We start from the raw sequence: 11882 nt of genomic DNA on the forward strand, positions 1-11882 counted from the left end.
TTGGAACTCTCGATAGGGGAGCCTTATTATAATGTCGAGAAGCCTTGTTCCGCTTTTGCCGATTTTGTGTCCCGGGTCCGGACAGGGCTCCCGGATCCCGGTGGACAGGCGAATATTCCGGACCTAGTCCGCTTCGCTCAGCAGGTGCATGACCATCGGCGTGCCGTGAATGCTGCTGGAGCTGGAGAGCGTGGCCAGGCTTGCGCCGATATCGCTTTCCCGGCTGCTGTGGGTCACCATCGAGATCAGGACAGAGCCATCATCGGTTTTCTGGGTCTGGATCAGGCTTTCAATGGAAACACTGGCATCGCGCATGGCGGCAGTGATCTCCGCCAGGACGCCGGGCTTGTCGGCCACGACGAACCGGATGTAACTCTTGCCTTCGCGGTTACCGCTTTCGGCGCGGTCCGCCCTGGCCATGGTTTGCACCGGCATGGCGAAAACGGAGCCGCTGTCCCCGCGGGCGATGTCGATCAGATCCGCCACCACCGCTGATGCCGTCGGGCCGTCGCCCGCCCCGGCACCCTGAAACATCAGGCGGCCGGAGAAATTGCCTTCCGCGACAACGGCGTTGGTCGATCCGTCGATATGGGCGAGGGGATGGCTTTCCGGAACCAGATAGGGATTGACCCGCTGGAACAGCTTGCCATCGTTCAGGCGCGCCATGCCGAGCAGCCGGATCCGGTATCCCAGCGCCTTGGCCTGGCCAATATCCGCAGCCATGATGCTGCGGATCCCGGCCGTCTCGACCCCACCGAAGTCCAGCGCCTTGCCGAAGCTGAGCGCCGCGAGAATGGCGAGCTTGTGGGCTGCATCCACTCCGTCGATATCGAAGCCGGGATCGGCCTCGGCATAGCCGAGCTCCTGCGCTTTTTTGAGGACTTCCTCAAAGTCGCTGCCATGCTTTTCCATGGTGGAGAGGATGTAGTTGCAGGTGCCGTTGAGTATACCGTACACGCGGTCTATCCGGTTGGCGGCCGCGCCTTCGCGCAGACCCTTGATTACCGGAATCCCCCCGGCCACTGCTGCTTCATATTTCAGTGAAACCGATGCATTTTCCGCCAGCTCCGCGAGCTCCATTCCGTGATGCGCGATCATCGCCTTGTTGGCCGTTACAAAGGACTTGCCGGCATTCAGACTGTCGCGTGCGAGCTCGAGCGCCGGCCCGTCGGAACCGCCAATCAGTTCGATGACACAATCCGCATCCGGTGTCCCGGCGAGCGCGCGGGCATCATCACACCAGGCGAAGTCGGAAAGATCCACACCGCGATCACGATTGCGGTCCCGGGCGGATACGGCCACAATCTCGAGCGGCCGGCCCGCGCGATCTGCAATCATCGCGGCATTTTCATTGATCAGCCGGATTACGCCAGTGCCAACGGTCCCGAGACCGGCCATGGCGATGCGAAACGGGGTAGTCATAATATCATCCTGACAAAGCGGAAAACGGAACGGCGGGCATGCCCGGCCGGACAGGGTGACGGGCGGTACGTTTCATAACGTCACAGGTTCATAATGCCAGATGAAATCCGCACCGGCCGGAGCGGCTGCTGATCAGTTCCGGACGGATGCCGGGCGTGACCGGGGACAATTGCCGAGATCCTGGATCACCAGGCGATAGTCCAGCCGCGCCTGATTGGCTTCGGACGGCGAAACCCCGTTGAGGACGTCGTCGGGCAGATCCCGCGGAAGGAAACAGGCCAGACGATACCACAAGAGTGAATTCCGGACCGGGGCCTGGGCCGCTTCGTCGACAATTTCACTGAGAGAAACCGCCCAGCGCTTTTTCTGCCCGGACCGGCTCAGGATCGTAATCGAAAGGGGTTGATCGTTTTCTGATTCCAGAAAGATCTGGGTTTCGCCTTCACCGATAATTGTTCCGGGCACGTGAAAGGCGCTTCCGATTCGCGTGATGGCCGGCGGGGCATCCCGGGACACGATTTCCCGGACCAGCTGCCGGGTCCGGGCGTCCCGTGCGGGGTTCCATTCTATCTGTGCGTCCGGTGCAACCAGCTGGATATCCTGCGGATTTCCGGGAACCCGGCGACCAAAAACCAGCATTTCGCGTTTCTTCAATTTGGGCGTTCGGCCGCGTGCGTCCATCGGGACGTCCACGATATAGCGAATCGTATCGCCAATGCCTCCCCGGCCCCGAATCAATGCATTTACTGATCCGATAATATAGAATCGCCGGGTTCCGGCAGGGGCATCCAGCGCCCGTTCCGGGTCGACTTTAATCGCTCTGTTAACTGTTATGTGCGCAATGACCGGCGCATCGACGGCGAGGTCCGCCACATCGGCATATTGCAATGGATCTGCCCGCGGAACATCCTGCGAAAAGGCCGGAATTTCAGCAGTTAAGGCAGCTGCAAATACGAGTGAAACGACGTTGAGACGGAGCATTTTTTTCCAGACTAAATGGCAATTTCGCGGTCCCTGATAATACCTATCTTGTGTTTTTGACAGGTTAATCAATGCTGAATTAACAAACCGATTGCCTGTGTCCTTCTCCCGCGTTAAAACATCTTTAAGGCGGCTTTCACTCGAACGAAAAGCTGTCATGGGGAATCTGGGATCGCATTGGTTTGCAAGCCACATGTCCTTTCTGGGATCGTCCTTTCGGGGATGATTTGCGTTCCTGGGGAAGAAAAGGAGTTACATTTCTGAATGGCTTATGCTGACCAACAGATGAGTTCCAGCAAGATCGTATCGATCGCGCTTGTGATACTCATCCACGTGTTGTTTGGATATGCTCTGGTCACCGGCCTGGCCTATAATGCGGTCAAAAAAGTGGCAGAAGAGCTCGACATGATCGATATCCAGGAAGAGGAACCGCCGGAAGAACCGGAGGAACCACCTCCACCGCCACCAGAACAGCCGATTGAGCCGCCACCAGTGGTGACGCCTCCGCCAATCGTGACGCCACCAGCGGCACCACGGCCGGTTATCCAGCAAACACCAATCGCGCCGCCTGCGCCGCCACCGGTCGTTGCTGCACCACCTGCACCTCCGCCACCTCCCCCGCCTCAGCGGGCGACTCCGGAGCCACGTGGAAACCCGGGTCGATGGGCGAACCAGAATGACTATCCGTCACGTGCTTTGCGTGAGGAACGGGAAGGCACCACGAGTTTCCGTGTGACTGTGAACGCAAGAGGTCGTGTGGCGGATTGCCAGATTACCGGTTCCAGCGGTCATGCTGACCTTGATGCAGCCACCTGCAAAAACATCACGCGTCGGGCACGTTTCCGTCCGGCACTTGACAGTCAAGGTAACCCGGTGGCCGGAACATGGTCGAGCCGTATTCGCTGGGAAATGCCCAGATAATCGAAATTATTGACGGACCGGATATGATCCGGTCCGTCATCACTCTAAATTTGAAATAATCCTATCCTGAGGGGAATGTTAAAATGTTGATTGAAATTCTTGCTGCAGCACCACCGCAGAACTCGTTTGGTTTCATGGAAGCCATGGAACAGGGCGGCGTCATTGCCTGGTTTACGCTTGGCGTACTGGTCATCATGTCCGTTTCGTCCTTCTATATCCTGTTTTCGAAACTGTTTGAACAGAACAAGGTGATGAAACAGGGTCAGGCTGCCAGCCAGCAGTTCTGGCGGGCCGGAAGCCTTCGTGAAGGAGCTTCCAAGCTGGAGAAAAACTCCGCTTATCGCCAGATCGTCGACGACGCGATCAAGGCCGAAGAAGATCATGGCAAACTGACCGATCCGGTTGAAGCGCATGACTGGGTTCACGGCAACATTCAGCGTTCGCAGGACCTGATCAACTCCAAGCTGGCCACCGGCCTGCCATGGCTCGCAACGGTGGGCGCAACGTCACCGTTTATCGGTCTGTTCGGTACGGTTATCGGTATTTACCGCGCACTGATCAAAATCGGTATCGCTGGTCAGGCATCGATTGATGCTGTTGCCGGTCCGGTTGGTGAGGCGCTGATCATGACCGCACTGGGTCTTGGTGTAGCTGTTCCTGCCGTGCTTGCCTATAACTGGCTGCAGGGACGCAACAAGCGTATCGCGGAAAACCTGAGCGGTTTTGCCAATGATGTGCTGGGCTACATTGCATCGGACGGCGGCGTGAAGCCCGTTACGGCCGCTGCTGCGAAACCGGCTGCTGCTGCCAAGCCGGCTGCCGCGAAGAAATAATTCGACGGCCGGACCGCGGGCCGGGCAGCGATGCCCCGTTTCCGGTCCGGCCGACGAACCTCCCGGCGGGACAAGTGACCCGTCAGGTTTTGTTTAACTGAGAGGATAATTTCCCATGGCAATGAATGTTGGAGGTGGTGGAGAAGACACCCCCGTATCAGACATTAATACGACGCCACTGGTGGACGTTATGCTGGTTTTGCTGATCATCTTTCTGATCGCGGTTCCGGTCGTGATTCAGACTGTTGAAATGACGCTGCCGGTTTTGCCATTCGAGCCCACGACAACGAAGCGTGAGAATGTGCTGCTGGCTGTGACTACCACTGACGCTGCAGGTCGGGATCCTGGTGATCCGGAATATGCCGGGGCCAATCCCGGCGGCACTTGCCGGATCTACTGGAATACGACACCGGTGGATTCAAATGACCTGGTGGAACGGGCGGTGAAACAGCTGGAAGACCAGATCGAGGTTTTCGGTGGCGTGGAAAACATGACCCCGGAAGACATGCCCGAAGTGCATATCCGCGGTGATATCAACACGCCGTACAAATGCATTGGTGGTGCGATCTATTCGATGCAACGGGCCGGCTTCGCCAAGGTTGGCTTCCTGTCGACCCCGATCGCAGTAGAATAGTCGCTTCGCGCGGACGTTTTTGAAGTTTAAGGAGAAACGCAAATGGCAATGAGTGGCGGCAAGGATGATGGCACGCCGATGATGGAAATGAACACGACGCCGTTGATCGACGTCCTGCTCGTTCTGCTCATCATGTTCATCATCACCATTCCGATCCAGACCCACGCAGTGAAGCTGGACCTGCCGGTAGACAGCCAGGATCCGCCTCCGCCTGATCAGATCGATCCGGTGAAGAACCGGCTCGGTATCACGGCAACCAACGAGCTGGTATGGAATGACACCCCGGTGACTCTGAATCAGGTTACTCAGTATCTGGCGCAAACCAAATCGATGGTGCCGGAGCCCGAGTTGCAATTCCAGCCTGATCCGATCTCGGCTTATTTGCATGTCGACCGGGTGCTGGCCGTGATCAAGGACAGCGGCGTGTCGAAATTCGGCTTTGTTGGCAACGAACAATATGGCCAGTTCGGCAAGGCCGACCGGATGCCCAACTGAACCGGGCTATGAGAATGATATCGAAAAGGGCGGTGGCAACACCGCCCTTTTTTTTGCCCGTTTCCCGGTGGACCTGTCATGAGACCGCTGCCAGCCCTTGCTGGCAGTCAGTCAGGGTGTCGCTTCCATCGGCAGCGGACTGGGCCTTCACCTGAGGTGCAAGATCGCCGTCAGGCGCTGATTTTCGGCTGCGACCGTTCCCCGTTGTTGAACTGCAGTTCGGCGAGACGGGCGTAGAGACCATTGCGGGCAATCAGACTGTCATGATCGCCCTGCTCGACAATCTTGCCCTCGTCCATCACGATGATGCGGTTGGCGGACCGGATCGTTGCCAGACGGTGGGCGATGACGATGGTGGTCCGGTTGGCCATCAGCTTGTCGAGCGCATCCTGGACCAGTTTCTCGCTTTCCGCATCCAGCGCCGAGGTGGCTTCATCGAGGAGCAGGATGGGCGTGTTGCGGAGCAGTGCCCGCGCGATCGACACGCGCTGGCGCTGGCCCCCGGAAAGCCGGGTTCCGGATTCTCCCATGTAACTGTCCAGCCCGTCCGGCAATTCGCGGAGGAATTGCTCGGCATTGGCGGCGCGGGCGGCTTCCCAGATCTCTTCGTCGGTCGCGTCCCACTGGCCATAGCGCAGATTGTCGCGTGCCGTGGCGGCAAACAGCACCGTGTCCTGTGGCACCAGAGCCATCCGCTCGCGAATATCCGCGGGATCTGCAGAAGGCAGGGCAACCCCGTCAATACGCACGCTCCCCGACTGCGGATCATAAAAGCGCTGGGCGAGCTGGAACAGCGTGGACTTGCCGGCTCCGGAGGGACCGACAACCGCCACTGTTTCGCCCGGCAGGACCTTGAGGGAAAAGCTTTTGAGTGCCGCAGTCTCCGTTCGCGTCGGGTAGGCAAAGGTGACATTGTCGAACGAGATCTGGCCGCGCGGGGGAACGGGCAGGGCAATCGGGGATTTCGGCGCGGCAATGCCGGGTTCCGCCGCCAGCAGTTCCGCCAGCCGCCCGGCGGCGCCAGCGCCACGCAGCAGGTCGCCATAGACTTCGGTCAGCGCACCAAATGCGCCGGCCACCAGTCCGCCGGTCAGGACGAAAAAGGCGATTGTACCGCCGGATATCGTGCCTTCGGCCACACCGATCGCGCCGCGCCACATCAGCATGGTGATGCCGGTAAAAACCAGCCCGATGATGATCGCTGTCAGCGTGGCCCGAAGCCGGATCCGTCGCTTGGCGGTGTCAAAAGTGCTTTCCACCGATCCCTGAAACCGGCGATGCTCGCGATCTTCCTGCCCAAAGGCCTGGACAATCTTCATTGCACCCAGAGTCTCGGCGACCATGGCCCCGACATCCGCGACGCGGTCCTGGCTGGATCGGGACACATTGGTCAGCTTGCGGCCGATATAGACGATCGGCAGGACAATGACCGGAATGGCGATCAGCAATCCGGCGGTCAGCTTCGGTGCGAGGATGAACAGGATGATGATGCCCCCGACGCCGGTCACGACATTGCGTGTGGCTACCGAAACCGTGGTTCCCAGTATCTGCTCGATCACGGCGGTGTCAGCGGTCATGCGAGAGGCGATTTCCGATGGGCGGTTTTCTTCGAAAAAGCTCGGCGCCATGCGCAGGAGATTGCGTTGCACCGCCAGGCGGATGTCGGCTACCACCCGCTCGCCAAGCCAGCTGAAGAAATAGAAGCGGCAAGCGGTAGCGACAGCAAGAACCGCAACAACCATCAGCAGCTGCTGAAAATAGGGCGCGATATCGGTGCCATTGGCGGCAAAGCCTTCATCAATAATGTTCTTGAAGCCCCAGGGAATCGCCAGTGTCGACATCGATGCGACAAACAGCGCAATCACCGCAAATGTGATTTGCTTCGGGTAACCGATCGCCCGGTCCCAGATCATCCGCAGATTTCCGATCTTGCCCTTGGGTGGCTCTTCGGACGCACGGGTTTCGGAATTGGCCGTTGCCGGTTGTGACTCATCGCTCATGGAGATGGCCTGTAGCAGCCCCGCGAAGGCCTCACAATGGCGATGGGCGATGGCGGTGCGGCAAGCAGAAACAACATGAGATACAGATGGGGATTCTTTGGGAATAACCAAGTGCGGGTGATGCAACAGCCCGGTGTATCCCTGTTCGAAAGTCCCGATTTCCAACATGGTGAACCGGCTGGTCAAATCCGGCAGGATTGCCTACATACGTCGCAATTCTGGCGTTTGTCGGCCATGATTCGGCAAATGCGACGATATGGGGATTGTGAGTGAATCAGATTGCATCAAAAGGGCAATTGCGCATGTCGCTGCTGCGCTGGGTTCTGTTTGTGGTCCCGGCCGTGGTCATACTGGGCTTTATCTCCGGACAGCTTGCCGGGTCAGGCGAGGAAAACCGCTGGTTCAATGCACTTGTCAAGCCTGACGCACAGCCACCGGGCTGGGCTTTTGGCGTGGCCTGGTCGATTTTGTACATCATGATGGGGACCGCTCTGGCGATGGTATTGCACGCGCGCGGCGCGCCGCTTCGCGGTCTCGGGATCACGCTGTTCCTGGTCCAGTTCGCACTCAACCTGTTCTGGTCCCCGTTATTTTTCGGCATGCATCAGGTATCGGCGGCTTTCTGGCTGATTGTCGTGATATTTACCCTCGCGCTGGCCACGACCATTGTGTTTGGCCGCGTGCGCAAGGCAGCGGCCTGGCTGATGGTACCTTATCTCGCGTGGCTCAGTTTCGCTGGCATTTTGAACAAGCAGATCGATATTTTGAATCCCAATGCGGAGACCCTTGTGGTACCCGCCGCCAGAACCCAGATATAGGGCAACAGGAATTTTTGCCCGGCCCTTCCCCTGACGGTCAGCCGGGCCACTAACGGAGTGACAAGACATGCAGAGCCAGAACCGTTTTTTCGATGATCTCGCCAAAGTCCTGAACGGACTCGCCGGCACCGTGGCCGGAGTTGGCCGTGAAGCTGAAGCAGGTGCGCGAGAGCGGGCGAAGGAATGGTTTGGCGGGATGGATTTCGTCTCGCGGGAAGAATTTGACGCGGTCAAGGAAATGGCTGCAACCGCTCGTGCCGAAGCGGATGCGTTGAAAAAGCGCGTGGAAGAACTGGAGAAGGGCAAGCCGGCGGCGAAGCGACCCGCTGCCCGCAAAACCGCAGCACGCAAGCCTGCCGCCCGCAAACCAGCAGCTTCGAAAACGGCTGCGAAGCCCGCAGCAAAGAAGCCGGACAGTTCCAAATAGACTGAATCCAGCCGGCCATATCGCCCTTGGGGCGCCTCGGCCATTATCCACAGTCTTCCCACAAACAATATGGACGGGCACCCGGCATCAGCTTGCCCTGCCTCACCCGCTGGGCCACTAAGCCTCTTATGCAACGGATTTGGAATCGCCATGCTTGACGACCAGTGGTCGGAACTGGACCAGGAGGAAGCCCCTCCCGTGGACATGCTCGCCGCCTTTTTCGAGGCGCGCGGCTGGTCGGTCGATCATGTCAGCGAAGAAGAGATTTCGGTCGAGATCAAGGGCAACTGGACCAGTTATCAGCTGCGGGCCATCTGGCGCGACGAGGATCATGTCCTGCAGTTGCTGCTGCTCCCCGACATCCGGGTGCCGGAAGACAAGAGGCAGGCGGTTTACGAAACTCTCGGCCTGATCAACGAGCAATTGTGGCTCGGCCATTTCGACCTCTGGTCCAACAACAATATCCTGCTGTTCCGCCACGCCATCATGCTCGGCGGCAGCGGCATGCTCGGTCTGGATCAGGCGCAGGCGATTGTTGATCTGGCAATTGACGAATGGGAACGCTTCTATCCGGTGTTTCAATTTGTCATGTGGAGCGACAAAAGCCCGAAAGACGCGATTGAACATGCGATGGTCGATACGCAGGGTGAGGCCTGATCATGACTGCCGTCTGGCCCGACACCATCTGGGTCATCGGCTGCGGCAATATGGGAGGATCCATATTGCAGGCCTGGCTGGACCAGGGCGCGCCGCCAGAGGCCGTGACGGTCATCGATCCCGCCCCCTCGCGCTTGCCGAAAGGCCTGACTGCCCGGGCCGACATGCCGGCTGGCGATTCTCCGGATCTGGTGCTTTTGTCGGTGAAACCACATATGCTGAACGATGTCGCGTCAGAACTGAACGTGCGGCTGGGACCGGACAGCACGCTGGTCTCGATTCTCGCCGGAACCGAACTGGCGATGCTGCACCAGGCTTTGCCGCAATCTGGTACGATTGTCCGGTTGATGCCGAACATGGCGGTGACGGTCGGCAAGTCGCCCATGATCATGATCAGTCAGGATGACAGCGCGGATCTCCGTGCCCGGATGAACGCGCTGTTCGATCCGCTGGGACCGCCGGAATGGCTGGACAATGAAGATCAGATGCACGTCGCCACGGCGCTCTCCGGATCCGGTCCGGCCTTTCTGTTCCGCTTTATCGACGCTCTGGCGCGGGGGGCTGAAGATCTCGGCATGGCACCGGATCAGGCGGCGCGTCTGGCGCTCGCCATGGTCGAAGGCGCAGCGGAACTGGCTGCCGCTTCGTCATATGATCCCGGTACACTCGCGGATCAGGTGGCGAGTCCCTATGGCGTGACGCGCAAGGGGCTGGACGTGATGGATGCCGACGAGCGGGTGAACATACTGCTCCATGATGTTCTGAAAGCCGCCATGGAGCGCAATATCGAAATGGCGGAAGAGGCGCGCGACGCCGACTGATTCAGTCGCGGTCCTTGCGCAGGTCGAACACCATCTGGCGATCGGACTCGGGGACCAGTCCTTCCAGCACATGCCAGAAGCCGGTTACCGATTCCTGTCCGGCACTGACATAGGCTGCGGAGAGTTTCTCTTGCAATTGCGCAAACAGATCCGCTTCCAGCGCCGCACCTTTTTCCGTCAGGCGCAGCAACTTTTGTCGCCGGTCGACCTGACCAGGCCGGGTGATCACCATGTCCCGTTCGTGCAATTCCTTGAGCACGCGGCCGAGCGACTGTTTGGTGATCGCCAGCAGACGGAGCAATTCGCCCACGGTCAGATCCGGTTGCCGGGCGATGAAATAGAGCGCCCGGTGATGCGCTCGCCCGAGTCCCTGTCGCGCCAGCACCTGGTCAATCGCGTTGGTGAGGCGGGTATAGCCGAAATAGAGCAATTCGACGCCGCGCCGAATTTCGTCTTCGCGCAGGAAGAGCGGCGACGCGCCGGGAGAAGTGGAGGGGCGAGATATGTCAGCCATGTTGACGTATCTTGACAGGCTGCCCGGGTGAATGCAAGACAAACCATCGATGCTGTGCAACTATGTGCAGCCGAACGGACCCGACGGAGCTGATCATGGCGCGAGCTGAAAATCTGGAGTTTCTCATCGAGAAAAGCGACAGCCCGACGTCCGTGGAAGCGCGTCAGGCACAGCTTGCGGATCCTGGCTTCGGGACATTGTTCACTGATCATATGGTGATGATCAAATATCGCGAAGGTCAGGGGTGGCATGATGCCCGTCTGCAAAAGCGCGAGCCGATCGCGATGGATCCGGCGTCTTCGGTCCTGCACTATGCGCAGGAAATCTTCGAAGGCATGAAGGCCTATCGCCTCGCCGACGGGACCACCGCGCTGTTCCGGCCGGAAGAAAATGCCCGGCGCTTTCAGGCTTCGGCCCGCCGGATGGCCATGCCCGAACTGCCCGTATCCACGTTCATGCAATCGATCGAACTGCTCGTCGATGTCGAGCGCGACTGGTTTCCGCCGGTGGATGGCGGCTCGCTGTATCTCCGGCCATTCATGTTCGCGAGCGAGGTCTTCCTTGGCGTCCGTCCGGCGAAGGAATATCTCTACATGGTCATCGCGTCGCCCGCCGGCGCCTATTTCAAAAGCGGCGCCTCGGCGGTCAGTATCTGGGTGTCCACGGACTATAGCCGGGCCGCAACAGGCGGAACCGGCGCGGCGAAATGCGGCGGCAATTACGCGGCCAGCCTGGTCGCCCAGGCCGAAGCAATCGAACGGGATTGCGACCAGGTCGTATTTCTCGATGCAGCGGAACATCGCTGGGTCGAAGAGCTGGGCGGAATGAATGTCTTTTTCGTGATGGATGACGGCCGGCTGATCACGCCGCCGCTGAGCGGCACCATTTTGCCGGGCATCACCCGGGAATCGATCATGATGCTGGCCCGGGAAGAAGGCCTGACGGTCGAGGAACGACCCTATGCCATCGACCAGTGGGAAGCAGACGCGAACAGCGGCAAGCTGATCGAATCCTTCGCCTGCGGCACCGCGGCGGTGGTGACACCGATCGGCACGGTGAAGTCCGAAAAAGGCGATTTCACGATCGGCAGCGGCGGCCCCGGCCAGCTCACCGGAAAACTGCGCGCCCGGCTCGCGGATATCCAGCGCGGAGTCGTCGAGGACAAGCATGGCTGGGTCAAGCGCCTGTTCTGACGGGGCCGTAAAAACGGCTCTTGCCCCCTGCCGCCAAACCGGATAACAGGCGCTCTCGCTGGCTAGTGCAGCGCACAGTGCTGGGGTGTCGCCAAGTGGTAAGGCAGCGGCTTTTGATGCCGCCATGCGCAGGTTCGAATCCTGCCACCCCAACCATCTTTTTCAC

13 protein-coding genes and 1 tRNA gene are annotated in these 11882 nt (G+C 59.3%); 10 read left to right on the plus strand and 4 right to left on the minus strand.

The window, feature by feature from the left end; genetic code table 11:
- Positions 1-123: 123 nt before the first annotated feature.
- Positions 124-1422 (minus strand): homoserine dehydrogenase, encoded by a 1299-nt coding sequence (locus BUQ90_RS07820; protein WP_074204461.1) that lies wholly within the window; start codon positions 1420-1422, stop codon positions 124-126.
- Positions 1423-1554: 132 nt separating this feature from the next.
- Positions 1555-2403, minus strand: a complete 849-nt coding sequence (locus BUQ90_RS07825) for a hypothetical protein (RefSeq protein ID WP_204244751.1) — start codon at positions 2401-2403, stop codon at positions 1555-1557.
- Positions 2404-2667: 264 nt separating this feature from the next.
- On the opposite strand from BUQ90_RS07825, the gene BUQ90_RS07830 reads away from it, so the two are divergent.
- From BUQ90_RS07830 to BUQ90_RS07845, 4 genes are all read left to right on the plus strand, one after another.
- Positions 2668-3324, plus strand: a complete 657-nt coding sequence (locus tag BUQ90_RS07830) for an energy transducer TonB (RefSeq protein WP_074204462.1) — start codon at positions 2668-2670, stop codon at positions 3322-3324.
- A gap of 83 nt (positions 3325-3407) precedes the next feature.
- Complete coding sequence (locus tag BUQ90_RS07835; RefSeq protein WP_074204463.1) at positions 3408-4157, plus strand: MotA/TolQ/ExbB proton channel family protein; 750 nt, start codon at positions 3408-3410, stop codon at positions 4155-4157.
- A 115-nt stretch (positions 4158-4272) separates the two neighbouring features.
- Positions 4273-4791 carry an ExbD/TolR family protein gene (locus tag BUQ90_RS07840; protein WP_074204464.1) on the plus strand — a complete coding sequence of 173 codons (519 nt, stop codon included), beginning with the start codon at positions 4273-4275 and terminating at the stop codon, positions 4789-4791.
- Between the two features lie 42 nt (positions 4792-4833).
- The gene (locus BUQ90_RS07845) at positions 4834-5286 is read left to right on the plus strand and encodes an ExbD/TolR family protein (protein WP_074204465.1); all 453 of its coding nucleotides are present in this window, start codon (positions 4834-4836) and stop codon (positions 5284-5286) included.
- Positions 5287-5456: 170 nt separating this feature from the next.
- Here BUQ90_RS07845 and BUQ90_RS07850 read toward each other — a convergent pair whose 3' ends face one another.
- The gene (locus tag BUQ90_RS07850; RefSeq protein ID WP_084192561.1) at positions 5457-7286 is read right to left on the minus strand and encodes an ABC transporter transmembrane domain-containing protein; all 1830 of its coding nucleotides are present in this window, start codon (positions 7284-7286) and stop codon (positions 5457-5459) included.
- Between the two features lie 269 nt (positions 7287-7555).
- On the opposite strand from BUQ90_RS07850, the gene BUQ90_RS07860 reads away from it, so the two are divergent.
- The 4 genes from BUQ90_RS07860 to proC all read left to right on the plus strand — a co-directional run bounded on the left by BUQ90_RS07860 (position 7556) and on the right by proC (position 10009).
- Positions 7556-8104, plus strand: coding sequence for a TspO/MBR family protein (locus BUQ90_RS07860; protein WP_074204467.1), 549 nt, complete (start codon positions 7556-7558; stop codon positions 8102-8104).
- Between the two features lie 67 nt (positions 8105-8171).
- Entirely contained in the window at positions 8172-8531 is a 360-nt protein-coding gene (locus BUQ90_RS07865) for an accessory factor UbiK family protein (protein ID WP_074204468.1), read from the plus strand.
- 150 nt (positions 8532-8681) lie between these two features.
- Positions 8682-9188 carry a type III secretion system chaperone family protein gene (locus BUQ90_RS07870; protein ID WP_074204469.1) on the plus strand — a complete coding sequence of 169 codons (507 nt, stop codon included), beginning with the start codon at positions 8682-8684 and terminating at the stop codon, positions 9186-9188.
- Positions 9189-9190: 2 nt separating this feature from the next.
- Positions 9191-10009 (plus strand): pyrroline-5-carboxylate reductase, encoded by an 819-nt coding sequence (gene proC, locus BUQ90_RS07875; RefSeq protein WP_074204470.1) that lies wholly within the window; start codon positions 9191-9193, stop codon positions 10007-10009.
- Position 10010: 1 nt separating this feature from the next.
- Here the strand turns inward: proC and BUQ90_RS07880 are convergent, their stop codons facing one another.
- Entirely contained in the window at positions 10011-10523 is a 513-nt protein-coding gene (locus tag BUQ90_RS07880; RefSeq protein WP_074204471.1) for a MarR family winged helix-turn-helix transcriptional regulator, read from the minus strand.
- Between the two features lie 95 nt (positions 10524-10618).
- Between BUQ90_RS07880 and BUQ90_RS07885 the strand changes: the two genes are divergently transcribed.
- A complete protein-coding gene (locus BUQ90_RS07885; protein WP_074204976.1) occupies positions 10619-11716 on the plus strand; it encodes a branched-chain amino acid aminotransferase in 1098 nt (365 codons plus the stop codon).
- A gap of 81 nt (positions 11717-11797) precedes the next feature.
- A tRNA-Gln gene (locus BUQ90_RS07890) sits at positions 11798-11872 on the plus strand.
- Positions 11873-11882: the final 10 nt, after the last annotated feature.

It is taken from the genome of Parasphingorhabdus marina DSM 22363 (genome assembly GCF_900128895.1).
Lineage (GTDB): Bacteria > Pseudomonadota > Alphaproteobacteria > Sphingomonadales > Sphingomonadaceae > Parasphingorhabdus > Parasphingorhabdus marina.

Coding starts and splice junctions, on each gene's coding strand:
- BUQ90_RS07885 (WP_074204976.1), top strand. CDS start 10,619: ATGGCGCGAGCTGAAAATCTGGAGTTTCTCATCGAGAAAAGCGACAGC.
- BUQ90_RS07825 (WP_204244751.1), bottom strand. CDS start 2,403: ATGCTCCGTCTCAACGTCGTTTCACTCGTATTTGCAGCTGCCTTAACT.
- BUQ90_RS07840 (WP_074204464.1), top strand. CDS start 4,273: ATGGCAATGAATGTTGGAGGTGGTGGAGAAGACACCCCCGTATCAGAC.
- BUQ90_RS07835 (WP_074204463.1), top strand. CDS start 3,408: ATGTTGATTGAAATTCTTGCTGCAGCACCACCGCAGAACTCGTTTGGT.
- BUQ90_RS07830 (WP_074204462.1), top strand. CDS start 2,668: ATGGCTTATGCTGACCAACAGATGAGTTCCAGCAAGATCGTATCGATC.
- proC (WP_074204470.1), top strand. CDS start 9,191: ATGACTGCCGTCTGGCCCGACACCATCTGGGTCATCGGCTGCGGCAAT.
- BUQ90_RS07850 (WP_084192561.1), bottom strand. CDS start 7,286: ATGAGCGATGAGTCACAACCGGCAACGGCCAATTCCGAAACCCGTGCG.
- BUQ90_RS07820 (WP_074204461.1), bottom strand. CDS start 1,422: ATGACTACCCCGTTTCGCATCGCCATGGCCGGTCTCGGGACCGTTGGC.
- BUQ90_RS07880 (WP_074204471.1), bottom strand. CDS start 10,523: ATGGCTGACATATCTCGCCCCTCCACTTCTCCCGGCGCGTCGCCGCTC.
- BUQ90_RS07865 (WP_074204468.1), top strand. CDS start 8,172: ATGCAGAGCCAGAACCGTTTTTTCGATGATCTCGCCAAAGTCCTGAAC.
- BUQ90_RS07845 (WP_074204465.1), top strand. CDS start 4,834: ATGGCAATGAGTGGCGGCAAGGATGATGGCACGCCGATGATGGAAATG.
- BUQ90_RS07870 (WP_074204469.1), top strand. CDS start 8,682: ATGCTTGACGACCAGTGGTCGGAACTGGACCAGGAGGAAGCCCCTCCC.